25 protein-coding genes are annotated in these 26,052 nt (G+C 70.6%); 10 read left to right on the top strand and 15 right to left on the bottom strand.

The window, feature by feature from the left end; genetic code table 11:
- Positions 1-6 precede the first annotated feature (6 nt).
- Positions 7-1,107 (bottom strand): L-cysteine desulfhydrase Cds1, encoded by a 1,101-nt coding sequence (cds1, locus tag B118_RS0110970; RefSeq protein ID WP_018222433.1) that lies wholly within the window; start codon positions 1,105-1,107, stop codon positions 7-9.
- A gap of 156 nt (positions 1,108-1,263) precedes the next feature.
- Positions 1,264-1,722, bottom strand: coding sequence for an Lrp/AsnC family transcriptional regulator (locus B118_RS0110965; RefSeq protein WP_018222432.1), 459 nt, complete (start codon positions 1,720-1,722; stop codon positions 1,264-1,266).
- A 289-nt stretch (positions 1,723-2,011) separates the two neighbouring features.
- On the opposite strand from B118_RS0110965, the gene B118_RS0110960 reads away from it, so the two are divergent.
- Positions 2,012-2,284 (top strand): BldC family transcriptional regulator, encoded by a 273-nt coding sequence (locus tag B118_RS0110960; RefSeq protein ID WP_018217206.1) that lies wholly within the window; start codon positions 2,012-2,014, stop codon positions 2,282-2,284.
- A gap of 75 nt (positions 2,285-2,359) precedes the next feature.
- On the opposite strand, the gene B118_RS0110955 is transcribed toward B118_RS0110960, so the two are convergent.
- The 9 genes from B118_RS0110955 to hemL form a co-directional block, all read right to left on the bottom strand.
- Positions 2,360-2,989, bottom strand: coding sequence for a UbiX family flavin prenyltransferase (locus tag B118_RS0110955; protein ID WP_018222431.1), 630 nt, complete (start codon positions 2,987-2,989; stop codon positions 2,360-2,362).
- Between the two features lie 55 nt (positions 2,990-3,044).
- Complete coding sequence (gene mqnP / locus B118_RS0110950; protein ID WP_028192764.1) at positions 3,045-3,995, bottom strand: menaquinone biosynthesis prenyltransferase MqnP; 951 nt, start codon at positions 3,993-3,995, stop codon at positions 3,045-3,047.
- Positions 3,995-5,455, bottom strand: coding sequence for a menaquinone biosynthesis decarboxylase (locus B118_RS0110945; RefSeq protein ID WP_027648930.1), 1,461 nt, complete (start codon positions 5,453-5,455; stop codon positions 3,995-3,997). Before B118_RS0110945 ends, mqnP begins: the two co-directional genes overlap by 1 nt.
- 84 nt (positions 5,456-5,539) lie before the next feature.
- Complete coding sequence (gene ccsB, locus B118_RS0110940) at positions 5,540-6,532, bottom strand: c-type cytochrome biogenesis protein CcsB (RefSeq protein WP_018811872.1); 993 nt, start codon at positions 6,530-6,532, stop codon at positions 5,540-5,542.
- Positions 6,532-8,169 (bottom strand): cytochrome c biogenesis protein ResB, encoded by a 1,638-nt coding sequence (gene resB / locus B118_RS0110935; RefSeq protein WP_027648929.1) that lies wholly within the window; start codon positions 8,167-8,169, stop codon positions 6,532-6,534. Before resB ends, ccsB begins: the two co-directional genes overlap by 1 nt.
- Positions 8,169-9,026: a cytochrome c biogenesis CcdA family protein gene (locus tag B118_RS0110930; RefSeq protein ID WP_028189334.1), complete on the bottom strand. Its 858-nt coding sequence runs from the start codon at positions 9,024-9,026 to the stop codon at positions 8,169-8,171. Before B118_RS0110930 ends, resB begins: the two co-directional genes overlap by 1 nt.
- Positions 9,026-9,601, bottom strand: a complete 576-nt coding sequence (locus B118_RS0110925) for a TlpA family protein disulfide reductase (RefSeq protein ID WP_018222425.1) — start codon at positions 9,599-9,601, stop codon at positions 9,026-9,028. The genes B118_RS0110930 and B118_RS0110925 overlap by 1 nt, the downstream gene beginning before the upstream one ends.
- A complete protein-coding gene (locus tag B118_RS0110920; protein ID WP_018222424.1) occupies positions 9,601-10,254 on the bottom strand; it encodes a histidine phosphatase family protein in 654 nt (217 codons plus the stop codon). Before B118_RS0110920 ends, B118_RS0110925 begins: the two co-directional genes overlap by 1 nt.
- Positions 10,254-11,591, bottom strand: coding sequence for a glutamate-1-semialdehyde 2,1-aminomutase (gene hemL, locus B118_RS0110915; RefSeq protein ID WP_018222423.1), 1,338 nt, complete (start codon positions 11,589-11,591; stop codon positions 10,254-10,256). Before hemL ends, B118_RS0110920 begins: the two co-directional genes overlap by 1 nt.
- A 136-nt stretch (positions 11,592-11,727) precedes the next feature.
- Here hemL and B118_RS0110910 point away from each other — a divergent pair, with 136 nt between their 5' ends.
- Positions 11,728-12,051 carry an STAS domain-containing protein gene (locus B118_RS0110910; RefSeq protein ID WP_018217216.1) on the top strand — a complete coding sequence of 108 codons (324 nt, stop codon included), beginning with the start codon at positions 11,728-11,730 and terminating at the stop codon, positions 12,049-12,051.
- 3 nt (positions 12,052-12,054) lie between these two features.
- On the opposite strand, the gene B118_RS0110905 is transcribed toward B118_RS0110910, so the two are convergent.
- Both B118_RS0110905 and B118_RS0110900 read right to left on the bottom strand, forming a co-directional pair.
- Entirely contained in the window at positions 12,055-12,612 is a 558-nt protein-coding gene (locus B118_RS0110905; protein WP_018222422.1) for a response regulator, read from the bottom strand.
- The gene (locus tag B118_RS0110900; protein ID WP_028192763.1) at positions 12,609-16,148 is read right to left on the bottom strand and encodes a HAMP domain-containing protein; all 3,540 of its coding nucleotides are present in this window, start codon (positions 16,146-16,148) and stop codon (positions 12,609-12,611) included. The genes B118_RS0110905 and B118_RS0110900 overlap by 4 nt, the downstream gene beginning before the upstream one ends.
- A gap of 181 nt (positions 16,149-16,329) precedes the next feature.
- Between B118_RS0110900 and B118_RS0110895 the strand changes: the two genes are divergently transcribed.
- A complete protein-coding gene (locus B118_RS0110895) occupies positions 16,330-18,429 on the top strand; it encodes a SpoIIE family protein phosphatase (RefSeq protein WP_026271045.1) in 2,100 nt (699 codons plus the stop codon).
- A gap of 55 nt (positions 18,430-18,484) precedes the next feature.
- A complete protein-coding gene (locus B118_RS0110890) occupies positions 18,485-20,581 on the top strand; it encodes a S9 family peptidase (protein ID WP_018222420.1) in 2,097 nt (698 codons plus the stop codon).
- A gap of 88 nt (positions 20,582-20,669) precedes the next feature.
- Here the strand turns inward: B118_RS0110890 and B118_RS0110885 are convergent, their stop codons facing one another.
- A complete protein-coding gene (locus tag B118_RS0110885; protein WP_028192762.1) occupies positions 20,670-21,614 on the bottom strand; it encodes a threonine ammonia-lyase in 945 nt (314 codons plus the stop codon).
- Between the two features lie 44 nt (positions 21,615-21,658).
- Here B118_RS0110885 and B118_RS0110880 point away from each other — a divergent pair, with 44 nt between their 5' ends.
- Both B118_RS0110880 and B118_RS0110875 read left to right on the top strand, forming a co-directional pair.
- Positions 21,659-21,853, top strand: coding sequence for a hypothetical protein (locus tag B118_RS0110880; protein ID WP_018222418.1), 195 nt, complete (start codon positions 21,659-21,661; stop codon positions 21,851-21,853).
- A 95-nt stretch (positions 21,854-21,948) separates the two neighbouring features.
- Entirely contained in the window at positions 21,949-22,299 is a 351-nt protein-coding gene (locus B118_RS0110875; protein WP_018222417.1) for an STAS domain-containing protein, read from the top strand.
- 65 nt (positions 22,300-22,364) lie between these two features.
- Here the strand turns inward: B118_RS0110875 and B118_RS0110870 are convergent, their stop codons facing one another.
- Positions 22,365-23,666 carry an MFS transporter gene (locus B118_RS0110870; protein WP_420329453.1) on the bottom strand — a complete coding sequence of 434 codons (1,302 nt, stop codon included), beginning with the start codon at positions 23,664-23,666 and terminating at the stop codon, positions 22,365-22,367.
- 182 nt (positions 23,667-23,848) lie between these two features.
- Between B118_RS0110870 and B118_RS0110865 the strand changes: the two genes are divergently transcribed.
- From B118_RS0110865 to B118_RS0110850, 4 genes are all read left to right on the top strand, one after another.
- Positions 23,849-24,532: a FadR/GntR family transcriptional regulator gene (locus tag B118_RS0110865; protein WP_018813041.1), complete on the top strand. Its 684-nt coding sequence runs from the start codon at positions 23,849-23,851 to the stop codon at positions 24,530-24,532.
- Positions 24,533-24,614: 82 nt separating this feature from the next.
- Positions 24,615-24,860 (top strand): hypothetical protein, encoded by a 246-nt coding sequence (locus B118_RS0110860; protein WP_018821796.1) that lies wholly within the window; start codon positions 24,615-24,617, stop codon positions 24,858-24,860.
- A 29-nt stretch (positions 24,861-24,889) separates the two neighbouring features.
- Positions 24,890-25,246, top strand: a complete 357-nt coding sequence (locus tag B118_RS0110855; protein WP_018813039.1) for a hypothetical protein — start codon at positions 24,890-24,892, stop codon at positions 25,244-25,246.
- 78 nt (positions 25,247-25,324) lie between these two features.
- On the top strand, positions 25,325-26,044 hold the full coding sequence (locus tag B118_RS0110850) for a PP2C family protein-serine/threonine phosphatase (RefSeq protein ID WP_018222412.1): 720 nt from the start codon (positions 25,325-25,327) through the stop codon (positions 26,042-26,044).
- Positions 26,045-26,052: the final 8 nt, after the last annotated feature.

Genomic DNA, 26,052 nt, shown 5'->3' with positions numbered 1-26,052 from the left:
CACTCCTCAGGCCGGCCAGGCGCCGCTGGCCAGGAACCGCTCGATGGTCGCCAGATGTGGGGCGAGATCCAGCCCCTGGGCGGCCACCCAGTCGTCGGCGTAGTAGGTGTCGGCGTAGCGGTCTCCGGCGTCGCAGATCAGCGTGGCCACCGAGCCGGTCTTCCCCTCCGCGAGCAGGCCGGCGATCAGGCCGAAGGCACCCCAGAGGTTGGTGCCGGTCGAGCCGCCGAGCCGGCGGCCGAGCACCGCGGAGCCGGCCCGCATCGCGGCCAGCGAGGCGGCGTCGGGCACCTGCACCATCCGGTCCACCACCGATGGCAGGAAGGATGCCTCCACCGTCGGCCGCCCGATGCCCTCGATTCGCGAGCCGCGGCCGGTGCGCACCGACCAGTCGGAGGCCTGCCAGGCCGGATAGAACGCCGAGTTCTCCGGGTCCACCACGCAGAGCTTCGTGGGCAGCCGCCGGAAGCGGGTGTACCGGCCGATGGTGGCACTGGTGCCGCCGGTACCGGCCCCGACCACGACCCACGCCGGCACCGGGTGCCGCTCCAACGCCAGCTGCGAAAAGATCGACTCGGCGATGTTGTTGTTGCCCCGCCAGTCAGTGGCCCGCTCGGCGTACGTGAACTGGTCCATGAAGTGGCCGCCCGTGTCCTCGGCCAGCCACCGAGCCTCGATGACCACCTTGGCCGGGTCGTTTACCAGGTGGCAGCGCCCCTCCTGGAACTCAATCTTCGCGATCTTCTCCGGCGAGGTGGACGCCGGCATCACCGCGATGAACGGCAGCCCCAGCATCCGGGCGAAGTACGCCTCGGAGACCGCCGTCGACCCCGAGGAGGCCTCCACGATCGTGGTACCCGGGCCGATCCACCCGTTGCAGAGCCCGTAGAGGAACAGGGAGCGGGCCAGCCGGTGCTTCAGGGAGCCGGTCGGATGCACCGACTCGTCCTTGAGGTAGAGGTCGATACCCCACGGCCGAGGCAGGGGGAACGGCAGCAGATGGGTGTCGGCGGACCGGTTGGCGTCCGCCTCCACGGCGGCAATCGCCTCGGTCACCCACCCCCGGCTCGCCTCGTCACACCGGTCCAGATGAGTCACGTCCAGCAACCTAGCAAGCCGGGCCGCCGCGGCCTGATCCTGGCCCGCGCGCAGTGACAGAGCTTTGCGCGGGGGTCGACCGGGCCCGACGGGCGGGTTGACCCCCGGGGGAGGTCACGAGGCGTGGTCTACCGCATCGGCTCGGGCCGGCGGCGAGCTGGCCGGTCAGGCCGGCGGCGTACCGACGGGCTGGGGGCGGTTCTCCCACTTGGTCGACAGGGCGATCCCGGTACGGGTGGAGGCGACACCGGGAGTACGGTTCAACCGTACGATCAGCGCCTCCAACTCCCCGATGGTGCCGACCCTCGCCTTGAGCAGGAACGACTCCACGCCGGCCATGAAATAGCAGGACTCAATCTCCGGAATGGCGCGGAATGCTTCCAGCACGTCGTCGGTGTCCGCGGCGGACTCCTCAATGATCTCGATCAGGGCGGTCACGCCCAGCCCGATGCTCTCCGGCTCGATCTCGGCTCGGTACGCACGGATGACTCCACTGGACTCCAGCTTGCCGACCCGCTCATGCACTGCTGGTGCCGATAGGCCCACCTGGCGGGCAAGCTCGGCGTACGAGAGGCGGGCGTTGCCCCGCAGCAGTTCGATAATGTTCAGGTCGATCGCGTCCACGGACTGTAGACCCTAGTAGCACTGACAGACCCTAATAGCACTGACCCACCCTCGGGCGTCCGGTCCCGATGGTCGGCCCCGCGCCCTGCCATTGTTGACGAACCAACCGCAACAGGGCACAGCTACGGGTACCATTGCCTAACCTCCTGATCAGTGCTTTTCTCGCGTTCGGCGGACACGACTGGCTGCCGGTGCTGTAATTGCCATACGTCCCTCATGACGGCTCTGGGCTCGCACCGCCGGGGGCAGTGTGTTCAGCCGGGGGCTTCGTCGATGCGAGGAGGGGGCTGTGGACACTGGAGATCGCCTGCTGACACCGGGTGAGGTCGCCGCGCTGTTTCGGGTGGATCCGAAGACTGTGACCAGGTGGGCGGCGGCTGGCCGGATAGGCAGCATCCGAACTCCGGGCGGGCATCGCCGATTTCGGGAATCCGAAGTTCGGGCCCTGCTCGAGGGCGAGGGAATGTTGGATGAGGCGGAGGGGATGGAGCGACCGAACAACGCTGGTCCCGCCGCCCCGACCGGCCCCGGACCCGGCCCGGCCAACGCCGGGATGTACTGAGGCGGTAGCCGGCGGGTGATCGCCGCCCGCTCCGCACCGCCACCGTCAGCTCGGGAGCGCGCCGCCACCGTCAGCTCAGGAACGCGCCGCTCCCAACTCACCCGCCCAGCGCCGGAAGAGCGTGTGCGGCACACCCAGGGCATCCAGCACCTTCCCGGCGACGAAGTCGACCAGCTGGGCGGCGGAGGCCTCCGCTCCCGCCCCGTAGAAACCGGGGCTGGCGGGCAGCACCACCGCACCGGCGTCGTGCAGCGCGACCAGGTGCTCCAGGTGGCTCCGGGTCACCGGTGTCTCCCGCGGCACGACGACCACCGGGCGGCGCTCCTTGAGGTTGACCTCGGCAGCGCGTTGCAACAGGTCCTTGGAGAGCCCGATGGAGATCCCGGCGCAGGCCGCCGTACTCGCCGGGACGACCGCCATCCCACGTGCCCGGTAGGAGCCGCTGCTCGGCCCGGCGGCGAGATCGCCGGCCGGCCAGTGCCGGAGATCGGCTCCGCTCAGGTCGCGCCCCAACCAGGCGGCGAGGTCCTCCGCCCAGTGCCCGTCCCGGAACGACCGCCCGGTCTCGTCCAGGATGGTCAGCCGGGCCGCCCGGGACACGATCAGATCAACGGCTTCGCCCGCGTCCAGTAGGGCCCGCAGGACAGCAGCCGCGTACGGCGTGCCGGAGGCTCCGGAGACACCAACCACCCATGGTTCACGCATGGTCCCAGCCTGCCTGGTCACCCTCGGCCGCCGACGGGCACCCCCGGTTCCCTGGTCAGGGCCGTAGCCCGAGGCGTACCACCAGGTCAAGCAGGGCGAAGCCGAAGAGCGCGATCCCGACGAAGCCGTTCGCGGTGAAGAAGGCCCGGTTGACCCGGCTCAGGTCGGCCGGGCTCACCACCACGTGTTGGTAGGCGAAGGCGACCGCGGTCAGCGCCAGCCCGATCCACCAGAGCCAGCCGAAGCCGACCAGGGCGCCGAACCAGACGAAGAGCACGAAGGTCACCACGTGCGCGACGGTGGACGCGTGCAACGCGAACCGCAGCCCGTACCGGGCCGGGACGCTGTGCACGCCGATCTCCCGGTCCACCTCGGCGTCCTGACAGGCGTAGATCAGGTCGAAACCGCCGATCCACAGCCCGACCGCCACTCCGAGCAGCCAGGCCGGCCCGGAGCCGGCGAAGGTACCGGTCACCGCGAGCCACGCACCGACCGGGCCGACCGCCTGCGCCACCGCCAGGACCGCGTGCGGCCAGTTGGTGAACCGCTTCGCGTACGGGTAGCCGACCAGCGGTACGACCGCGAGCGGCGCCAGCACCAGACAGAGGGGGTTCAGCAGCGCGGCGGCGACCAGGAAGACCGCCAGGGCGACGCCCGCGCCGGCCCAGGCCGTACGCGGGCTGACCGCCCCGGTCACCAGTTCCCGGTTGGCGGTGCGCGGGTTCAGCGCGTCGATCCGCCGATCCAGGATCCGGTTGGCGGCCATCGCGAACGTCCGCGCCCCGACCATCGCCACGGTGATCAGTAACAGGTCGAGCCAGCGCACCTGACCGCCGTTGACCTGCATCGCGGTCAAGGCGGAGAGGTAGGCGAAGGGCAGCGCGAAGACGGAGTGCTCGATCGCCACGAGGTCGAGGAACGCCCGGATCCGCCCGCGCGAGTCCGCGCTGGCCGATGCGGCGCGGGCCGGGACGGCGAGGTCCCGCGGATCGGAGAAGCCGGACATCAGATGCGGTACTCCTTCCAGCGCTTGTCGACCAGCGACACCACCTCGGGGGACATGGTCATCTCCTCGGGCCAGCCCCGGGTGTAGCCCTCGCTGGGAAGCTTGCGGGTGGCGTCGACGCCGGCCTTACCGCCCCAGAACTGCTGGTACGAGGCGTGGTCCAGATGGTCCACCGGCCCCTCGGTGAGCAGCAGGTCCCGGGTGTAGTCCACGTTGCCGAAGGCCCGGAACGCGACCTCGTTGTAGTCGTGTACGTCGCAGTCCTCGTCCACGATCACGATCAGCTTGGTCATCGACATCAGGTGCGCGCCCCAGATCGCGTTCATCACCTTCTGCGCGTGCTTCGGGTAGCGCTTCCGGATCGACACGATCGCGCAGTTGTGGAAGACCCCGGCTGCCGGCAGGTCGTAGTCGACGATGTCCGGGATGAGCAGCTTGAGCAGCGGCTGGAAAATCCGCTCGGTGGCCTTGCCCAGACCATGGTCCTCCTGCGGCGGCTTCGAGGTGACGATCGAGTGGTAGACCGGGTTGCGCTGCATGGTCATCGTCTCGACGTGCAGGACCGGAAACGGCTCCACCGGCGTGTAGTAGCCGGTGTGGTCCCCGAACGGCCCCTCGGGCAGCCGCTCACCCGGCTCCAGGTAGCCCTCAAGCACCACCTGGGCGTGCGCCGGCACCTGGAGTGGCACGGTCAGGCAGTCGACCATCTCGACCCGCTCCCCCCGCAGGAAGCCCGCGAACAGGTACTCGTCGATATCACCGGGGAGTGGGGCGCTCGCGGCGTACGAGATCACCGGGTCGCAGCCGATGGCGATGGCGACCGGCAGCCGTTGGCCGAGCCGCTCGGCGACCGCGTGGTGGGCGGTGGAGTCCTTGTGGATCTGCCAGTGCATGCCCAGCGTGTTCCGACTGTGCTGCTGAAGCCGGTAGAGGCCGAGGTTGCGCGCGCCGGTCTCGGGATGCTTGGTGTGGGTCAACCCGTAGTTGTGGAAGACCCCCCCGTCACCGGGCCACACCTGCAGGCCGGGCAGCCGGTTCAGGTCGACGTCGTCGCCCCGGTACACCACCTGCTGGCAGGGGGCCGTCTTGACCTTGCGCGGCGGCACCGACTTGAGCTGCATGACCTTGCCGAGGCCCTCCCGGATACCACTCCAGCCGACCGGCAACTCCGGCCGCACCAGCGCGCCGATCCGCGCCCCGATCTCGTCCAGCGACTCGACGCCGAGCGCCATCGCCATCCGCCTCTCGGTGCCGAACAGATTGATCGCCACCGGCATCTCGCCCCGGGTCGGCTGCTCGAAGAGGAGGGCCGGGCCCCCGGCCCGAACCGTCCGGGTGACGACCTCGCTCAGCTCCAGCGTCGGATCCACCGGGACGTCCACCCGCCGTAGCTCACCCGCGCGCTCCAGCGCCGCCAGGAAGTCCTTCAGATCGGAGTACGGAAAGCCACGAGCCGCCATACCCGCAAGTCTCCCCCACCGCCCGGCCCACCACCCCAGCCGGGGTGCGGGAACGGGGCCTCGAGCACGTGTCGTGCTACGGGATCAGTCGAGGCCGCCGTAGGAGTGCAGCCCCTCGAAGAAGATGTTCACGCCGAAGAGGTTCATCATCACGGTGAGGAAACCCAGGATCGCGAGCCAGGTGGCCACGTTCCGTTTGACGCTCGGGGTGGCTCGGGCGTGCAGATAGCCGGCGTACACCACCCAGGAGATGAACGCCCAAATCTCCTTCGGGTCCCAGCCCCACGCACGACCCCACGCTGCCTCGGCCCAGATCGCGCCGGCGATCACCGCGAAGGTGAAGATCGGGAACGAGAAGGCGTGCAGCCGGAAGGTCAATCGCTCCAGGGCCGCCGCGGCCGGCATGCGCTTCGCCAACAGGTAGGGAAAGCTGCGCCGACCCTGCTCGTAGCCGGCCCGCATCAGGTAGGCGCACGCTGGTACCACGCCGAGCAGGAAAATGCCGGAGCTGAAGACGATCGTGGCGACGTGAATGATGAACCAGTAGGAGTTGAGCGCCGGCACCAGCGGCACGATCGGGGTGTAGAGCAGCAGCTCGGCGGTGGCCACCAGCAGCACCATCACCAGCGTCAGGAGCAGCCCGAGCCGGCGCAGCGTGGGGCGCTTCCAGAGCACGACGAACCAACTGGCGACCCCGATGAAGGAGACCGTCAGGACGAACTCGTACATGTTGCCCCAGGGCATCCGGTCGGCCGCGACCCCGCGGGCGATCAGCGCACCGAGGTGCAGCAGGGCGGCCAGCACGGTCACAGCGACCGCGCCCAGGCCGGCCATCCGGGCGCGGGCGGCGGTCCGCTGAGCGGCAGTCCGCTGGGCGGCGGTGGCAGCACGGACGGTCGGCTCCGGCCCGGAACCCGCACCGCGGGCCGCCCCGACCCCGGCGCCGACCAGCTCGCGGGCGGGCGGGGCGACGCGAACGCGGGCGTTGCCCAGCGCGTACTCGACGGCGTGCACCACCATCGCGACCAGGTAGGCCAGGATCGAGAAGGTCACCAGCTGGTCGGAGAGTACGGACATCACTCGGCTCCTACTCGCGCTCCGGCCGGCCCATCAGGATCGGCCCGCCGCCCGGCTCCGCTGACCGCCGCGACGAGCCGGGTGAATTCGTCGGCGAAGCCGGGATGGTCAACGCGCGGCAGACCACCGGCGTCGACCAAACTACTACCGGGCGTCGAAGATTCACCCGCGGGGTCGGCCGGGCGTACCCGGAAGAAGACCCGCCGGCGGCGGCCGAAGAGCGAGCCCATCAGGCCCAGCAGCAGCGTGCCCGAACTGATCAGCAGCAGCGTCGAGCCCGGGTCGTGCCGCACGGACAGGACGATGTACGGCTCGGTGCCCAGGAACTCCAACGTGGTGCCGTCGTCCAGGGTCCAGACCTCACCGACCTGAAGCAGCTTGGTGCCGACCTCCTTGACCCGGCCGGCGTCGACCTGCCGCTGGTCCAGCTTGTACACCGAGCCGGGGATACCGGCATCCAGCCCCAGATTGCCCCGGTAAGCAACGAGATTGAGCAGCGGATTGCGCTCGGTCGGGAACTCCGAACGGACGAACGGAGCCTGCTGTGGGGCGGTCGGCAGGTACAGACCGCTGAAGGCCACCTGGAGCTCCGGGTCCCGCTCACCGGTGGCCGGGTCGACGTTCGCGTCCGGGAAGGCCGCCAGCCCCTCCCCGGTCAAGCCGATGTCCCCGGTGCTCAGGAAGGGGTTCGGGCTGGTCTGGCTCCGCCCGAACCGGTCGGTGTAGCGGACCACCGGGGCGTATCCGTGGCCGAGCAGGTAGACGTTCGCCCCGTCCAGCCGCAGCGGCGAGTTCACCGAGAACTCCGCCGGGCGGGGGGTGCCGCCGTTCTCGTCCACGGTCACCTTGGCGTTGAAGAACTCCGGCTGGCCGTTGGACTCCAGGAACCTCGCCTCGAAGTCGTCCAGCTGCAGGCAGAAGCGGGGCAGATCGGCGCTGGCCACCTGGGGGCCGAACGACGTCTCGGCGTACTGCTGCTGCGTGTTGCAGAAGGCGTTGTCCGCGCCGGCGACCAGGACCCGGTTACCACTCCAGCCGTACCAGGAGCCGAGGGCGACACCGACGAGCACCACCACCAACGAGGCGTGGAAGAGCAGGTTGCCGGTCTCCTTCAGGTAGCCCTTCTCGGCCGACACCTCGTCGCCGCGTACCGCCACCCGCCAGCGGTGCCGGCGCAGCACGGCGGCGATCGCCGGCGCGCCACCGGCCGGGGCCGCGAACACGGTGTGCTGGGGCAACCGGTCCAGCCGCTTCGGCGCCGCGGGTGGCTTGGACCGCAGGGCACGGACGTGCTCACGCAGTCGGGGCGTGATGCAGCCGACCAGCGAGGTGAAGAGCAACAGGTAGATGGCGGAGAACCAGACCGAGCCGAACGCGTCGAAGGCGCCGAGCCGGTCCAGCACCGGCGCCAGATCGGGGTACGCGACGAAGTAGTCCCGGACGTCCTCGGGGTTGACGCCGCGCTGCGGCAGAACCGACCCGGGAATCGCGGCGATCGCCAGCAGGAAGAGCAGCACCAGCGCCGTACGCATGCTGGTGAGCTGCCGCCAGGAGTTACGCAGCAGCGCCAGTACCGGGTTGGGGCGGCGCCGGGGGGTCTCGGCCGGCGGTGCCGGCCGGTCGTCGGTGACCGTCATCAGATGCTTACCTGGCCCGTCCCGAAGGTGGTCTGCAGCAGGGTCACGAAGCTGGTCCACCCACCGGTGACGAGCGCGAGGCCGATCAGGATCAGCAATCCGCCGCCGATCCGGGTGACCCACCGGCTGTTGCGACGTACCGCCTGGAAGACCCCGAGCAGGCGGTGGAACCCCAGCCCGAAGAGGACAAACGGCACCCCCAGCCCAAGGCAGTACGCGACGGCCAGTACCACTGCCCGGTTGGTCTGCCCCTCGACGAGGGCCATGCCCATCACCGCACCGAGGGTCGGGCCGGTGCAGGGCAGCCAGCTGAGCGCGAAGACCGCGCCGAGCACCGGCGCGCCGAGCAGCCCGGCGGCCGGCAGCCGTTGGATACGCAGCTCGCGCTGCAGCCCCGGGACCACGCCGAGGTAGCCCAGTCCGAGCAGCACCACCACGCCGCCGATGACGATCTCCAGCGTCCGCTCGTGGGCGAAGAGGACCTGGCCGACCGTGGTGACCAGGACCGCGGTGACGGTGAAGACGGCGGTGAAGCCGGCGATGAACAGCAGCGTGCCGGCGAGCACCCGGCCCTTGACGGCCATGGTCCCACGCCGGGCGGTCTGCTCCCGCACCGCGACCGCCCCGGCGCCGCCCCCCGGGTCTCCCCCGGCCACCGGTGGCGTGCGGCGGGAGTCGTCGCCCGCTCCCCGACCTTCCAGGTCGGCGCCGGCCAGACCGGTCACGTAGGAGAGGTAGCCGGGCATCAACGGCAGGACGCACGGGGACAGAAAGCTGACCAGCCCGGCCAGTGCCGCCGTGCCGATGGCGAGCAGCAGTGGGCCGGACTGCGCGATCTCCCGGAACGTCTCGCCCATCAGTGGCCGCCGGTCGAGGCGGGCGACTCCGCGGCGACCCGCTCGACGATCGGTTGAAGCCCCTCCTGCCGGACGGCGGCCCGGATCACCGCCGCGATCCGCCCGTCCCGGTCCAGCACAACCGTCGCCGGGATGGTGTTCGGTGGGATGTCCAGCTCCAACGCCAGTCGGCTGCCGGGATCGAAGATGCTCGGGTAGGTGACCCGGCCCTCCTCGAAGGCGATCGCCTTGTCCCGGCTGTCCTGCACGTTGATGCCGAGGAAGGTCACCCCGGAGCCCTTGGTGGCCTGGTAGGTGGCCTCCAGGTCATCGGCCTCCGCTCGGCAGGGCGCGCACCACGAGCCCCAGAAGTTGACCACCACGACCTGCCCGCGGTCCTGCGCCACGTCGTAGCTGCCCCCTTCGAGCAGCTCACCGGCGAGCTCGGGCGCGGCAGAACGCTGATCCGGAGCGCACTCGATCACGCCGTCGGAGTTGGTACCGCAGGCCTGCCCCCAGTCCGGGGTGGCGCAGGCGGCGAGTGCCACCGCGACCAGGGTGGCGAGCAGACCGGCGGCCCACCTCCGGAGAGTCATCAGGCCCCCTTGGCGGTCCGAGCCGTCGACGACATCGCGATCAGGTGGGCGGCCGGCTCGGTGTAGCCGATCCCGACCACCTTCGCCCCCTCGAAGTGAAAGGTGGTGAGGCTGGCCAGCCCGCACTGCCGCTTGCGCGGGTCGTGCCAGAGGCGCTTACGCTCGACGAATCGACGCAGCGTCCAGATCGGCAGCTGGTGGGAGACGAGCACCGCCTCCCGCCCCTGCGCAGCCTCCCGAGCGGCCTGCAGGGCGGCGAGCATTCGCTCCGCGATGGCGCGGTACGCCTCGCCCCAGGAGGGGGTGACCGGGTCCCGCAGCACCCACCAGTTTCGCGGGTCACGGAACGAACCGTCGCCGGGCGAGACCTTCTTACCCTCGAACCAGTTCGCGCTCTCGATCAACCGCTCGTCGACCCCGATCGGAAGCCCGAACTGCGCGGCGATCGGCTCGGCGGTCTGCTGGGCGCGCTCCAGCGGGCTGGCGACGACGTGCACCACCTCCCGCTCGGCGAGGCCCTGCGCGGCGGCCTTCGCCATCTGCACGCCCAACTCCGACAGGCGGAAGCCCGGCAGCCGCCCGTACAGGATGCCCTCCGGGTTGTGCACCTCACCGTGTCGCAGCACGTGGACCACTGTCTTACTCACCGTCACTACCCCCCGTGACCTGCCGCGGCTGCCGCTGCCGCCGCCGCTGGCAGCGCCGCGGCGAGCTGCTCCAGGGCGGCGTCGTCAATCGCCGCCGAGACGAACCACGATTCGAAGGCGCTCGGCGGCAGGTAGACGCCGGCCGCCAGCATCGCGTGGAAGAACGCCCTGAACGCGGGCACCTGCTGGGCACTCGCGGTGGCGTAGTCAAAGACGTCGGCGTCGGTGAAGAAGATTGAGAACATGTTGCCGGCGGAGGACAGCCGGTGCGGCACTCCGGCGGCGGCGAGCGCCTCGCTGGCGAGCCGGCCCACGACGGCGGCCGTCTCGTCCAGCCGGCGGTAGAGGGCATCGTCGGCGAGTCGCAGCGTGGTGAGCCCGGCGGCGCAGGCGAGCGGGTTACCGGAGAGGGTGCCGGCCTGGTAGACCGGGCCGGCCGGAGCCAGCTGGGACATGATCTCCGCTCGCCCGCCGAAGGCGGCCGCAGGGAGGCCGCCCCCCATGACCTTGCCGTAGGTCCAGAGGTCGGCGGCGCAGGGGTCGAGGCCGTGCCACCCGGCGCGGGAGACCCGGAAGCCGGTCATGACCTCGTCCACGATCAACAGCGCACCGTTCGCGTGGGCGAGGGCGGCGAGGCGCTGGTTGAAGTTGTCGCGGGGTGCGACCACGCCCATGTTGCCGGCGGCGGACTCGGTAATCACCGCGGCGATCTGCGGGCCCTCGGCGGCGAAGACCGCCTCGACGGCGGCGAGGTCGTTGTACGGCAGCACGATGGTGTCCCCGGCCGCCGCGCCGGTCACGCCCGGCGAGTCGGGCAGGCCGAGGGTGGCGACACCGGAACCGGCGGCGGCGAGCAACGCGTCCGAATGTCCGTGGTAGCAGCCCGCGAACTTGATGATCCGGGTACGGCCGGTGTAGCCCCGGGCCAGCCGGATCGCCGACATGGTGGCCTCGGTCCCCGAGTTGACCAGCCGTACCTGCTCGACGGGCGCACGGTCAACGATCTCCGCCGCCAGTTCCACCTCACCCGGGGTGGGGGCGCCGAAGCTCGTGCCGAGCGCGGCGGCGGAGCGAAGGGCCTCCACCACGGCGGGGTGGGCGTGCCCGAGGATCATGGGGCCCCACGAGCAGACCAGGTCGACGTAGCGCCGCCCGTCGGCGTCGTAGAGCCACGGCCCCTCCCCCCGGACGATGAAGCGCGGGGTGCCGCCGACGGCACGGAACGCGCGGACAGGGGAGTTCACCCCGCCGGGCACAAGAGCGCAGGCGCGGTCGAACAGGGCCTCGGAGGCCGGCGCGGCGGCCGGGTAGCGGCCGGGTCCGGCAGGGAAAACGTCGGTCACGATGTCGCCATTGTGTCAGCGTCGGCGGGCAGACCGGCAGGCACCCCGGGGACTCATGGGTTACCGCCACACCGCGGCCGGGGCCGCGGCAACTCGCCGTCATGGTGGCGTCGACCGGCCGCGTTAGGCTGGCCGGGTGGATCGTGCCGAACTGTCCATCACGTTACACCGGTTGGGGGACGAGGTTGTCCTTCGCCTCGCCGGTGAGATCGACATGATGACGGCCGCCCAGCTCTCCACCGTCGTCAACGAGGTGCTGACCGAACCGCCCCCACGGATTGTGCTGGACCTGGCGGCCGTCACCTTCTGCGACTCGCAGGGTCTGGGCACGCTGGTCGTGCTCAGCCGCAAGACCAGTCACTCCCAGAGTCTGCTGGTCCTCACCAACGTGGCCGAGTTCCTGCGCCGCGTCCTCGACATCACCGGTCTGCGGAGCGCCCTGATGATTCGCGACGACTGATTCTCAGCCGATGTTGCCCCAGCGGGCCTGCTCCAGCAGGCCGATCGCGCGCTGCACCGCCGCCGGGTCGGTCTCGGCGCGAAGCAACGCGGTGGCCTCGTCAATGGCGTCGGTCAGCAGCCGCCGCTGGGTCTCCTGCTCCTGGAGCAGGGTCGACTGCGCAGTCAGCTGCCCGGTCTTCACCCACAGGTCGACAAAGACCGACACCTTGGCCCGCAGTACCCACGGGTCGAACGGTTTGGTGAGGTGGTCCACCGCCCCCGCGGCGTATCCCCGCATCGCCAGCTGGGCATCCTGGTCCGCGGAGGTGAGGAAGATGATCGGCACGTGCCGGGTTCGTTCCCGCCGCTTGATGTGACTCGCCGTCTCGAAGCCGTCCATCTCCGGCATCTGGGCATCCAGAAGGATCACCGCGAAGTCGTCAACGAGCAGCCGCTTCAGCGCCGCCTCGCCGCTCTCCACGGCCACCGACTGGACCTGGAGCCCCTGCAGGATCGCCTCCAGGGCCGTCAGGTTCTCCCGCCGATCATCCACCAGCAGCGCCTTCGCCAGCTGCGTCATGGGCCCTCCTCGCTCCGGCCTCCGCTGATCCAGGACGAGATGAGCTCGATCAACTCGTCCAGGTCAACGGGCTTGGTGATGTATCCGCTGCCCCCGGCCGCCAGCGCGGACTCCCGATCACCGGGCATCGCCTTCGCGGTCAGGAAGACGATCGGGAGGTCGGCGAAGCGATGGTTACGGCGGATCTGCCGCGTCGTCTCGTATCCGTCCTGATCGGGGATCATGGCATCCATCAGTACGATGTCCGCCTCTGGATGCTCGGCCAGCAGGCGTACGCCGTCGGCCCCGTTGTCCGCGTACAGCACGGTCATCCCGTGCAACTCCAAGGCACTGGTCAGGGCGAAGACCGTACGCACGTCGTCGTCCACGATCAGCACGGTGGCGCCGGCCAGCTGGCGGGTCGCCGCCGCCTCGGCGGTGCTGGGCAGCAACTCCACGGCGGGCATCAGTAGCGACGACGGGAGACCGGCCCGGCCGGGTGAGGGCGGTGCCGGCGCCACGACCGCATCCGGGGCCAGGACGTCGGGGAGGAAGAGGGTGAAGGTCGAACCCTGCCCGGGCACCGACGAGACGCCGATCGCGCCGCCCAGCAGCCGGGCCAGATCCCGACTGATCGACAGGCCCAGGCCGGTGCCCCCGTACCGGCGGCTGGTCGTGCCGTCGGCCTGCTGGAAGGCCTCAAAGATGATCGACAGCTTGTCGTCGGAGATGCCGATCCCGGTGTCCATGACGGCGAAGGCGACCACCTGCCGCGCGTTGGTCAACGCCGGCACGTCGAAGACCGCCGACTCCGGCGCGGGGGCGATCCCCAACCGCACCGCCCCGGTGTCGGTGAACTTCATCGCGTTGGAGAGCAGGTTCCGCAGAATCTGCTGCAGCAGCTGCACGTCGGTGACGATCTCCTTCGGCAGTTCCGGACTGACCCGGACCTCAAAGTCGAGGCCCTTCTCCTCCGCCTGCGGGGCGAACGCCTGCTCGACATAGCCGCGGACCTCGGTGAACCGAAGCTCAGCCGGCTCGACGTCCGTCCGACCAGCTTCGATCTTGGACAGGTCCAGAATGTCGTCGATCAGCGTGAGCAGGTCGGTGCCGGCGTTGTGGATCGTCCGGGCGAACTCGATCTGTTTCGGGCTGAGGTTCCGCTCCGGGTTCTCCACCAACAGCCGGGCCAACAGCAGCAACGAGTTCAGTGGCGTACGCAGCTCGTGGCTCATGTTGGCCAGGAACTCCGACTTGTACGCCGAGGCCCGGGTGAGCTGCTGTGCCGTCTCCTCCAGGCCCAGCCGGGCCAGCTCGACCTCCCGGTTCTTGGTCTCGATGTTGCCCTTCTGCTCGGAGAGGAGCTTCGCCTTCTCCTTCAGCTCCGCATTCGTCCGCTGCAGTTCGGCCGACTGCTCCTGCAGCTCGTGGGCCAGCCGCTGCGACTGGGCCAGCAGTTCCTCGGTACGCCGGTTCGCCTGGATGGTGTTGACCGCGACGCCGATGGTGAGGACGAGTCGTTCCAGGAAGGAGAGGTGTAGGTCGGAGAGGGCGGTCACGCTGGCGAACTCGATCACGCCGAGCAACTCGCCCTCGAAGATGACCGGTAGCACCACCAGATCAGCCGGTGGGGTGTCCGCGAGCCCGGAGCGGAGCCGGAGCCGGCTCTCCGCCGACCCGCGGACCCGGATCGTGCGCCGAGACAGTGCCACCTGGCCGACCAGCCCTTCGCCGGGGCCGAACGTCACGTCTTGGCCACGAGCGACGTAGCCGTACGAGGCGGTAAGCCGCAACCGGAAGTTCCCCTCGGCGTCATCCATCAGGAAGAACGCGCCGAGCTGCGCGTCCACCAGCGGCGTCACCTCCATCATGATCATGCGACAGACCTCGCCGAGATCCCGCTGCCCCTGCAGCAATCCACCGATCCGGGCCAGGTTGGAGTCCAGCCAGCCCTGTTCGGCATTGACCGTGGTCGTCTCGCGGAGGGTCCCGATCATCTGGTTGATGCTGTCGGTAAGCTCGGCGACCTCCCCCTGCGCCTCGACCGCGATCTGCTGGGTCAGGTCGCCGCGGGTCACCGAGGTGGAAACCTCGGCGATCGCACGCAGCTGAATGGTCAGGGTGGAGGCGAGCTGGTTGACGTTCTCGGTGAGGTCCCGCCAGGTCCCGGCGACGCCCTTCACCTGGGCCTGACCACCCAACTTCCCCTCGGTACCCACCTCCCGGGCCACCCGGGTCACCTCATCGGCGAACGACGACAACTGATCCACCATCGTGTTGACGGTGTTCTTCAACTCCAGAATCTCGCCCTGCGCGTCAACCGTGATCTTCTGCCCCAGATCACCCCGCGCGACCGCCGTCGTGACCGAGGCGATGTTGCGCACCTGCGAGGTCAGGTTCGACGCCATCGAGTTCACGTTGTCCGTCAGGTCCCGCCAGGTCCCGGAGACCCCCTTCACCTGGGCCTGACCACCCAACTTCCCCTCGGTACCCACCTCCCGGGCCACCCGGGTCACCTCATCGGCGAACGACGACAACTGATCTACCATCGTATTGACGGTGTTCTTCAACTCCAGAACCTCGCCCTGCGCATCAACCGTGATCTTCTGCCCCAGATCACCCCGCGCNACCGCCGTCGACACCTGCGAGATGTTGCGGACCTGGCTGGTCAGATTGCCGGCAAGTTGGTTGACGTTCTCGGTNAGGTCCCGCCAGGTCCCGGAGACCCCCTTCACCTGGGCCTGACCACCCAACTTCCCCTCGGTACCCACCTCCCGGGCCACCCGGGTCACCTCATCGGCGAACGACGACAACTGATCTACCATCGTATTGACGGTGTTCTTCAACTCCAGAACCTCGCCCTGCGCATCAACCGTGATCTTCTGCCCCAGATCACCCGTCGCCACCGCCGTCGACACCTGCGAGATGTTGCGGACCTGTGCGGTCAGGTTCGAACCCATGGTGTTCACCGAGTCGACCAGGTCCTTCCAGGTGCCGGCAGCGCCCCGAACGTCAGCCTGACCACCCAACTTCCCCTCGACGCCCACCTCCTGCGCCACCCGGGTCACCTCGTCGGCGACGGACGACAACTGATCCACCACGGCGTTCACCGTGCGCCCGATGCGCAGATACTCCCCACGCAGCGGTCGGTCATCCAGTTCCAGCGCCACGTGCTGGGAGAGATCGCCCCTGGCGACCGCCGCGATCACCCGCGCGATCTCGATGGTCGGGCGCCCGAGGTCCTCGATGAGCGAATTGACCGCCTGCTGCCCCTCCGCCCAGGAACCATCCAGGTCCTCGTCGTCGAGGCGTTCGGCGAGTCGCCCGTCCCGGCCCACGATCCGGCTGATCCGGCGCAGGTCGTGGCACTGCCGTTCCTGGAGCGACACCACCTCGTTGAAGGCGTCCGCCAACTCGCCCGCCCGGCCCGATCGGTGCGGCAGCCGGACCTTGAGATCGCCGTGGCGAACGCGCCGAAGCGCCTCGGTCAGCTCGATGAGGACCGCATCGGGGTCCGGCACGGACAGCTCCGTCGCCGGCTGCTTCGCCGTGGTCATCATTCCTCGCTCAGATCGGGGCCGCCTGCTGCCGGCAGGCCGGATCTCCCACTATTGTGCCCAGCACCGGGTACGCGCCAGACCGACGCGACGTGAGCTGGCACCGGCCCAGGGCTGCCCAGCGTCAGCCCTCCGCTGGTTCGGTTGGCGCCCACCGCGGCAGCGGTGAAGGATACGGGGGGTGTCAGCGGAGAGGGGGGCCGTGCCGACCGAAGACCGGGACGAGCACATCCGGCGGGTCCGGCTTCCCGCCGACCCCCGGACGCCCGCCGCGGCGCGCGCACTCGTCCGGTCGCTGCTCACCGAGGCGGACCTGGCGGAGCTGACGAACGAGGCGCTCCTGCTCACCACCGAGCTCTCCACCAACGCGGTGGAGCACGCCCGCACCGAACTGGACCTTGAGGTCGTCGCCGACCGAAGAGGGCTCACCGTCACCGTCTCCGACTTCGCCCGCGGGCCGGTCGACGAGCTGACCGTCGGCGTTCGCAACGAGAGCAGCGACATCGCCGACATCGCCGAACGGGGCCGGGGCCTGCTCCTGGTTGACCACTTCGCCAGCCGCTGGGGCACCACGTATCTGCCCGCCGGTAAGGGTGTCTGGTTCCGACTCGACCGGTCCGACTCCCCCGACCACCCCTGCCGGCTCCCGGTCACCGCCGGGCCGACCACGACGGTGACCGGTGACCGAGCCACCAACGAGGGCAGCTTCCCGCCGAGCGCCGCGGCGATGAGTGAGCTGATGCAGACCGCGCCCGACCCGTACGCGGAGGACTCCCTGCCGGAGTTCGCGACCGACCTGTTGGCCCGGGTGGCCGAGATGGTCGGCGCGGCCGGCGGCCTGGTCCGGCTGGACCGGGGCGACGGGCAGGGCCCGCAGCTACTGGCCCGTTACGGCCGGCAGCCCCGGGTCGACAACGATCTGGTCCGGGTGCCGCTGACCGTGCACCGCCCGTACGTCGGCGAGTTGGAGCTGGACGCGGCACCGTCCGCGTACGCCCAACCGCTGGCGGTGTTGATGGCCGAACGGCTCTCGCTGCACCTGGAGAACGACCGACTACACCGGGCCGACCTGCGCCGGCAGGCCTGGCTGACCTTCCTCGCCGAGGCGAGTGAGCTGCTCGCCCAGTCGCTCGACGTCGAGTTGACCATGGCGCTCATCCCGCAGCTCGTGGTGCCCCGCCTCGGGCAGTGGTGCGCGGTACACACCGCCGATGAGTGGGGGCGGCTGCGCCTGGCGGCGGCCAGCCACGCGGACGAGTCGATGCTGCCCCAGCTGCACGCCGTGCTGGCGGAGACCGGGCTGGACTCGGTCCAGGCCCGGCTGCGGGAGGCCTCCCGCAACGGCACCCAGCTCCCACTCGGCGCGCCGACCGAGGGCTTCGCCGTCCCGCTGATCGCCCGCGGCCAGCGGCTCGGCACCCTCGCTGTTGGCCGGCACCAGCGGCACCGGCACGACCCGGACGAGGTCGCCGTACTGGAGGATGTGGCCCGGCGGGCGGCGCTGGCGATCGAGAATGCGCGCATCCACGCCGAGCGCCGCCGGGTCGCCCAGGCACTCCAGCAGTCGCTGCTACCGCCCGTGCTGCCGGTGGTGGAGGGGCTCGGCTTCGCTGCGGAGTACGTCCCGACCGGGGACGACGCGGACGTCGGCGGCGACTTCTACGACGTACTGCCGTTGCCGGACGGGCGGTGGCTGGTGGTGATCGGTGACGTATCCGGTAAGGGAGTGCAGGCGGCCACCCTCACCGGACTGGTCCGGGATGTCATCCGGACGCTGATCGGGGACGGCAAGCCACTGTCGGAGACGCTGATCCGGCTCAACGAGACGCTGGTCGAGCGAGGCGGCGGGCGCTACTGCACCCTGGCCCTGGCCGCGGTGGGACCGGGTGCGGGTAACCAACTGGAGGCGGGTAGCCAACTGGAGGTCAGCCTGCACCTCGCCGGGCACGACCGGCCGGTGCTGCTGACGGCCGCCGGTGCGGCCCGGTTCGTCGGCACCGGCGGCACCGCGCTCGGGCTACTCGACTCGATCTCCTCGCCGGCCACCGAGCTCACCCTGGAGCCCGGCGAAGCCTTGATCTTCTACACCGACGGGGTCACCGAGCGGCGGCGCGGGCGGGAGCTCTTCGGGGTGGACCGACTCCGGGAGGCGACGGCGCCGCTCGCCGGCTACTCTGCGGACGTGGTGGCGGCACGGCTGCGCTCGACCGCGCTCGGGTTCTCCACCGAGGCGCCCCGGGACGACATCGCGATCCTGGTCCTGCGCAACGACGCCAGCTAGCCGCGGCCGCGTGAGCAGGAGGGTGGCGGGGCGGCCCGGCCGGTAACGTAACGCCGTGACCACCGAGACCCCAGCGCCCGTCGCCAAGCGGATGCCGACCGAGCGAACCCACCACGGCGATACCGTCACCGACGAGTACGCCTGGCTCGCCGACAAGGACGATCCCGCCACGATCGCCTACCTCACCACCGAGAACGCCTACACCGAGGCCCGGACCGCCCACCTCGCGGAGCTGCGCGAGCAGCTGTTCGAGGAGATCCGCCGGCGGACCCAGGAGACCGACCTGTCGGTGCCCACCCGCAAGGGCGGCCACTGGTACTACACCCGCACGGTCGAGGGGCAGCAGTACGGGGTGCAGTGCCGCCGGGTCGTCCACGATGGCGAAACCGACCCGCCGGTCAGCCGCGACGGTGCCCCCCTGGCCGACGAGGAGGTGTTGCTCGACGGCAACGTGCTCGCCGCGGGGCACGACTTCTTCGCGCTCGGGGCCTTCGACGTGAGCCCGGACGGACGCTGGCTGGCGTACTCGACCGACTTCTCCGGCGACGAGCGGTTCACGCTCCGGGTCAAGGACCTCAGCACCGGGGAACTACTACCTGACGAGGTGCCCGGCACGTTCTACGGAACGGCCTGGTCCGCCGACGCCTCGGTGCTCTTCTACGTCACCGTTGACGACGCGTGGCGGCCACACCGGGTCTGGCGGCACACGCTGGGCACCCCGGCCAGCGAGGATGTGGTGGTCCACCAGGAGGACGACGAGCGGTTCTGGGTCGGGGTCGAACTGACCCGCTCGGAGAAGTTCCTCCTCATCGACATTCACAGCAAGGTGACCAGCGAAGTCCTGGCCATTCCCGCCGGCAACCCGACCGGCGCCCCGGTCCCGGTGGCCCCCCGCCGCCAAGGCGTGGAGTACACGGTCGAGCACCACGGCCACCGGTTCCTGATCCTGCACAACGACGGCGCCGAGGACTTCGCCCTCGCATACACCTCGGCCGACGCCCCCGGCGACTGGGTGCCGCTCATTGAACACTCCCCCGGCACCCGCCTGGAGGCGGTTGACGCCTTCGAGAACCATCTGGTGGTCACGTTGCGCGCCAACGGGCTGACCGGGCTGCGGGTGTTGCCGATCGGGGGCGGCGACCCGCACGACATCGACTTCCCCGAACCGCTGTACGCCGTCGGCCTGGACAGCAACCCGGAGTACCGCACGAAGCAGCTCCGGCTCCGCTACACCTCACTGGTCACCCCGGACTCGGTGTACGACTACGACCTGGTCAGCCGCCGGATGACGCAACGCCGGCAGCGGCCGGTGCTGCCCGGGCCGGACGGCCGCCCGTACGACCCCGCCGGCTACGAGCAGCACCGGGACTGGGCGATCGCCGACGACGGCACCCGGGTGCCGATCTCGTTGGTCTGCCGGGCCGGTACCCCGCGTGACGGCTCCGCGCCGTGCGTCATCTACGGCTACGGCTCCTACGAGGCGAGCATGGACCCCTGGTTCTCGGTCGCCCGGCTCTCCCTGCTGGACCGGGGGGTCGTCTTCGCCGTGGCACACATCCGCGGCGGCGGCGAGTTGGGTCGGCGCTGGTATGACCAGGGCAAGCTGCTGGCCAAGAAGAACACCTTCACCGACTTCGTGGCCTGTGCCCGGCATCTGGTCGAGGCGGGCTGGACCGCGACCGACCGGCTGGTCGCCCGAGGCGCCTCCGCCGGCGGGCTGCTGATGGGCGCGGTGACCAACCTCGCCCCGGACGCGTTCACCGGAATCGTCGCGCAGGTTCCCTTCGTTGACGCGCTGAGCTCGATCCTCGACCCGTCGCTGCCGTTGACCGTCACCGAGTGGGAGGAGTGGGGCAACCCGCTGGACGACCCCGAGGTGTACGCGTACATGAAGTCGTACACGCCGTACGAGAACGTGCGGGCCGTGGACTATCCCGCGATCCTCGCGGTGACCAGCCTGAACGACACCCGGGTGCTCTACCACGAGCCGGCGAAGTGGATCGCGCGACTGCGAGCCACCGCGCCGCGGGGCGACTACCTACTCAAGACCGAGATGGGCGCCGGGCACGGCGGGCCGAGCGGTCGGTACGACGCCTGGCGGGAGGAGGCCTTCATCAACGCCTGGCTGCTCGACCAGCTCGGTCGCGCCTGAGGCCGGCCCGGGTCATCGAGGGCGGGCGGCGGCCCGGCTCCCTTCGCGGGGGCCGGGCCCGGCAGGCACACCATCGGGTCGCCGGGAGCTAGGCGGCGAGCGCCGCGGCCAGCACGGCCGGCTCCACATTGCCGCCGGTCACCACGGCAACCGTACGCCCGGTGGGTAGCTCGGTGCGGCGGAACAGCCGGGCGGCGACCGCCACCGCGGCGCTCGGCTCCACGACGAGCCGCGCGTCGCGGACCAGCCGGCTCATCGCCGCCCGAATCTCGTCCTCGGTGACGGTCACGATCCCGTCCAGCCGCGCCAGCAGGTGTGCGAGGGTCAGCTCGGACGGCGGCAGGCGCAGCCCGTCGGCGCTGGTGCGGTAGGTGCGCTCCTCGCCCCACGACACCACCGACCCGGCCGCCAGCGAGTCCCGGGTGTCGGCGGCCAGCTCCGGCTCCACGCCGATGACCGCTGCGGTCGGCCGCAGCGCCCGGACCGCGGTCGCGACGCCGGAGGACAGCCCGCCCCCGCCAACCGGCACCAGCACCACCTCGACATCGGGTAGGTCCGCCACGATTTCCAGGCCGATCGTTCCCTGGCCAGCGATGATCCACCGGTCATCGAAGGGGGGCACCAGCACCGCGCCGGTCTCCGTCGCGATCTGCCGCGCCGCCAGCGCACGGCGCGGCGGCGGTACCGGCACCACCTCGACGCCGTACGCCCGGATCCGGTCGACCTTGGCCGCCGGCGCCCCCTCGGGTACGACGACCCGGCACGGCACACCGGCGGCGGTGGCCGCGTGCGCCAACGCCAGGCCGTGGTTGCCCGAGGAGTGGGTGACCACGCCGGCCGACCGCTGCTCCGCGGTGAGCCGGGCCACCGCGTGGGTCGCACCCCGCAGTTTGAAGGAGCCGACCGGCTGCAGGCTCTCCGCCTTGAGCCACAGCTCCGCATCCCACGGGGCCCGCATCAACGGGGTACGTAGGACCTGGCCGGCGATCTCGGCGGACGCACTCCGGATGTCGTCAACAGACACAAGCTCCATCACCTGATCCTGCCCGGTGCGGATCCCGCCTAGACTCCCGGGGCGTGAGCAGCGAACGTCCGGTCGCCAGCGGCGGGGAGGATTTGCCGACGGGCGACCGGCCCAGCCTCCGCGTGATCGCCCAGGATCGGCGGGTCTGGGCAATCCTCGGCGTGGTCGCCGCCGGGCTGGTCTGCTGCTGCGCGTCGGCCGTCGGCACCCTGTTCGCCCTCGCCGCCGGCCTCTTCACCGCCGGCTGAGCACGAGGCCGGCGGCGCGGGCCGGAATCAACCTCCTGATCTGCGTTACACCCCCTGGTGGGTTACCGTTTTGCTGGTAGCAGGAGGTCCGGCGGATGTCGTTGACGGTGCACACCCAACAGCGCGGCGACGTCGCCGTCGTATCGGTCGTCGGCGAGCTGGATCTGGCGACCGCGCCGCGGTTGCAGGAGCACATCACCGACCTGTTGGACCGGGGCCGCAGCCGGCTGGTCTTCGACCTGACGCTGGTCTCGTTCTGCGACTCGACCGGGCTGGCCACCTTCATCCACGCGAAGAACAACTGCGACGAGGCGGGCGGATGCGTCCGGCTCGCCGCCCCGCAGCGCGATGTGCTGCGCATCCTCGAGGTCTGCGGGCTCTCCGAGGTGTTGCGGACCTACCCGACGGTCGAGCAGGCCGTCAACCCCACCGCGTCGCCATCGTGACGCCCGCACCGCCATCGTGACGCCCGTACCGCCATCGTGACGCCCGCGTCGTCGGCCCCCGGGCGCTACCTCTCGTCCTCGATGTAACGCGGACGGGCGATGACCAGGCCGGCGCTGGCCTGCACCGCAAGCGCCAAGAGCAGAAATCCGACCGGCACGACCCACCCACCGGTGGCTCCGTAGAGGACGCCGACGAGCAGCGGCCCCAGCGCCGCGACGAGGTAACCGGTGCTCTGCGCGAACGCCGACAGCGCCACCGTTCCCTCCGCCGTACGCGCCCGCAGCCCGATGGTCGCGAGGACCATCGGGAAGGCACCCTGCCCGATGGCCAGCAGGGCCATCCAGAGCAGTGCGCCGCGGTACGGCGCCAGGGCCAGCCCCAGGTAGGCCAACGTCGACGCAGCGGCCAACGACAGCACCAACGGTCGCAGTGTCCGCAGCCGACCGGCCAGCGTCGGCATCAGGAGTGCGACCGGCACGCCCAGCGCGGTGACCCCGGCGAGCAGCAGGCCCGCCGTCGCCGGGCGGAACCCGGCGTCCCGGTACAGCTGCGCCAGCCACCCCATGATCGCGTACCCGCTGAGGGACTGGGTGCCGAAGTACACGGCCATGGCCCAGCCGAGCCGGGTGCGCGCCGGGCGCACCCGCACGCCGGTCGCGGTCTCGGTCGGCGTCGATCTCCGCGCAACGGAGCGGGCCCGGCGGGCCAACGGCACCCATGGGAGTACGGCCAGCACGGCCAGCCCGGCCCAGACCCCGAGCCCGGCCCGCCAGGAGCCGAAGGCCTGCGCGGTCGGCACCGCCGCCGCGGCGGCCACCGTCGTACCCGCGGTCATGGCCGTCGTGTACGCCCCGATGGCCAATCCGGTGCGGTGCGGGAAGTACTGCTTGACCAGCAAGGGTAGGAGGATGTTCGCCACCGCGATCCCGGCCAGCGCCAACCCGCTGGTGAGGACGAAGACCAGCGCGGAGTCGGTGGCCACCCGAAGCACCTGGCCAGCGGCGAGTACCGCCATCGCCACGACCAGCACCCGAGCCGGTGCGACCCGACGGACCAGCCACGGGGTGATCGCCCCGAGCCCGGCGAACGCGATCGTCGGCAGCGTGGTTACCACGCCGGCCATGGTTCCGGAGAGTCCGAGCCCGGTACGGACCTCGTCCAGCAACGCACCGAGGCTGGTCACCGCGACCCGCAGATTCGCACCGACCAGAACTATCCCGACGAGTACGAGCGCGGCTCGGCGCGCCACCTGGCGCTCCCCGACCGGAGCCGCGGCCGTGCCGTCCGACCCGCTCTTCGTGGGCGCGCCGCCCGGAACGCCCACTACCTCCGGGACCACGTCGCCCGAGCCGCTCTTCGTGGCCACGCCGCCCGGAGCGCCCGCCCTCGCGGTGGCCGCGCTCGGCGGGCGAGGGTGGCCGGGCACCTCCGGAAGGTTGCTCTCGCGGGGCGGGCGCGGCTTCATCCTGGTGGACGTTGCGGACGGTGGCGGGGTCATGCCCCCGAACCTACAATCATGGGATGAATTTTCGGCAGGAGATGTAACCAGTGCCACCCGAGGTCGAAACCACCGCCGTCCCACCGCGGGGCCAGCGGATCCAGGAGACGATTGCCCAACTCCGCGACCGGATCCTCGGCGGCGAGTGGCCGGTGGGCAGCCGCATCCCGACCGAGCCGCAACTCGTCGCGGCCCTCGGTGTGGGGCGCAACACGGTTCGCGAGGCGGTCCGCGCGCTGGCGCACGCGGGGGTACTGGAGATCCGGCAGGGCTCCGGCACCTACGTGGTGTCGGTTGATGAGCTGGCCCCGGTGGTGGCCCGCCGACTCACCGACGACCGAATGACAGAGGTGGTCGAGGTTCGGCGCGCCCTGGAGGTGGCGGCCGCCCGACTCGCCGCGCTACGGCGCACCACCGAGGATCTGACGGCGCTCGCCGGCGCGCTCGCCGCCCGGGAGTCCGCGTGGCGCGGCGGACGGGTCGACGAGTTCGTGGCGGCCGACGCCATGCTGCACACCATTGTTGTCGCGGCGGCACACAACGAACTCCTCGCCGAGTTGCACGCCTCCATCGGCATCGCGATGCGCAGCACGGTCGCCGCGACACTGGGCGAGACCCTGACGCCCGATCGCTACGTGGACCACTCCCGGCTGGTCGACGCCATCCGGGCCGGCGATCCGGAGCGGGCGGCGATCGAAGCAGGTGCCTACCTGACGGCACCGCCGCCGACCTAGGTCCCCCCGAAGCACACCGGCACCCGTGGAAATCCCACGGGTGCCGACTCGATTCGTACACCTGTTCGATAAAGTCCTGGTCATGGAGCAACGAAAGCACTGGTGGAACGGGAAATGGGGGCGCTTGGCCCGACGCGACGTCTTCCTCCGCGTCAACGCCGACCGGTGGCACGTCGAGCAGCGCGCCGGCGGCTCGGAGGGGGTCTCCCAGTTCTACGAGTACAGCAGCATCGAGGAGGCCGAAGAGACGATCCGGGCGCTACTCCACGGTACCGACACGTGGCGTGAGCTCTCCCCCCGCCCTCCGGGCGGCTGGGGCGGTGTTTAACGCACAGAACGGCCGGGAACGGCGCCAGCATGAACGAGCAACGTGTCCTCTCTCGGATCACCACCGGGATGCGGGTGGTTGACGTCGCCGGTAGTGAGATCGGCACCGTGGACCTGGTCCAGCGCGACGACCCGAACGCGGTGACCGTGCAGACACCGGCCACCGACCCGGGCAGCAGCCTGAACGAGCTGATCGAGGCCACCGCGGTGGAGGAGCCGGACGTCCCGGCCGACCTGGCAGCCCGGTTGCGCCACTCGGGCTACCTGAAGGTCTCCACCGACCGGGTCCGCACCGGGGCGGTCTACGTGCCCGCCGACCAGATCGCAGCAGTCACCGACGCGGTCCGCCTGGACGTCCCGCTGGCGGAGTTGCCCGCCGAGGAGTGACCCCGCCGACCGAGACTTTCCCAACCCCGCACACCTGTGTAGAGACGAACGCAGGGTGTTCTTGGCAAGCTTGGTCCCATGACGTTGATCCTCCGTTCGGCCATCCGCAACGACATCGGCCTTGTCCGGAACAACAACGAGGACTCCGCCCTGGCCGGTGAGCGCCTCCTCGCAGTCGCGGACGGCATGGGCGGCCTGCCCGCCGGGGAGGTGGCGAGCGAGATCGTCATCCGAATCCTGGACGAACTGACTCCGCCAACCACCCCCGCTGCGGCCGCCGACGCGCTCCGCGCCGTGGTCAGCGCCGCCAACCAGCGCATCCACGCCGCGATCGTCGCGGATCCCGCCCGGGAAGGCATGGGGACGACGCTGACCGCCACACTGCTCGCCGACGACACGCTGGTGCTGGCCCAGGTAGGCGACTCCCGCTGCTACCTGTCGCGCGATGGGGAGCTGAGCTTGATCACCCGGGACGACACGTTCGTGCAGGCGCTGGTAGACCAGGGGGCGATCACCTCCGAACAGGCCCGGCACCATCCCCAGCGGTCGCTGGTGACCCGAGCGGTGCAGGGAGCCGGCGCTCCACCCACGATCGGGACCCTGACCGTGACCTCCGGCGACCGGCTGCTGCTGTGCAGCGACGGGCTCTCCGACTACGTCGAGCACGAGGCGATCGCCGCCACCCTGACCCAGTACGGTGACCGGCAACTCTGCGGGGAGCAGTTGGTCAAGCTCGCCCACCAGGCCGGCGCACCGGACAACGTCACCGTCGTGGTTTCCGACGTGACCACAGCCTGAGCGACCAA

It is taken from the genome of Salinispora pacifica CNR114 (assembly GCF_000514775.1).
Taxonomy (GTDB): Bacteria; Actinomycetota; Actinomycetes; order Mycobacteriales; family Micromonosporaceae; genus Micromonospora; species Micromonospora pacifica.
Note: the sequence above shows the minus strand (reverse complement) of the source record. Positions and strands in the feature narration are given on the sequence as shown.

Coding starts and splice junctions, on each gene's coding strand:
- B118_RS0110860 (WP_018821796.1), top strand. CDS start 24,615: ATGGAGCAACGAAAGCACTGGTGGAACGGGAAATGGGGGCGCTTGGCC.
- B118_RS0110885 (WP_028192762.1), bottom strand. CDS start 21,614: ATGGAGCTTGTGTCTGTTGACGACATCCGGAGTGCGTCCGCCGAGATC.
- mqnP (WP_028192764.1), bottom strand. CDS start 3,995: ATGTCCGGCTTCTCCGATCCGCGGGACCTCGCCGTCCCGGCCCGCGCC.
- B118_RS0110925 (WP_018222425.1), bottom strand. CDS start 9,601: ATGACTCTCCGGAGGTGGGCCGCCGGTCTGCTCGCCACCCTGGTCGCG.
- resB (WP_027648929.1), bottom strand. CDS start 8,169: ATGACGGTCACCGACGACCGGCCGGCACCGCCGGCCGAGACCCCCCGG.
- B118_RS0110875 (WP_018222417.1), top strand. CDS start 21,949: ATGTCGTTGACGGTGCACACCCAACAGCGCGGCGACGTCGCCGTCGTA.
- ccsB (WP_018811872.1), bottom strand. CDS start 6,532: ATGTCCGTACTCTCCGACCAGCTGGTGACCTTCTCGATCCTGGCCTAC.
- B118_RS0110930 (WP_028189334.1), bottom strand. CDS start 9,026: ATGGGCGAGACGTTCCGGGAGATCGCGCAGTCCGGCCCACTGCTGCTC.
- B118_RS0110905 (WP_018222422.1), bottom strand. CDS start 12,612: ATGACGCAGCTGGCGAAGGCGCTGCTGGTGGATGATCGGCGGGAGAAC.
- B118_RS0110850 (WP_018222412.1), top strand. CDS start 25,325: ATGACGTTGATCCTCCGTTCGGCCATCCGCAACGACATCGGCCTTGTC.
- B118_RS0110945 (WP_027648930.1), bottom strand. CDS start 5,455: ATGGCGGCTCGTGGCTTTCCGTACTCCGATCTGAAGGACTTCCTGGCG.
- B118_RS0110855 (WP_018813039.1), top strand. CDS start 24,890: ATGAACGAGCAACGTGTCCTCTCTCGGATCACCACCGGGATGCGGGTG.
- B118_RS0110955 (WP_018222431.1), bottom strand. CDS start 2,989: ATGCGTGAACCATGGGTGGTTGGTGTCTCCGGAGCCTCCGGCACGCCG.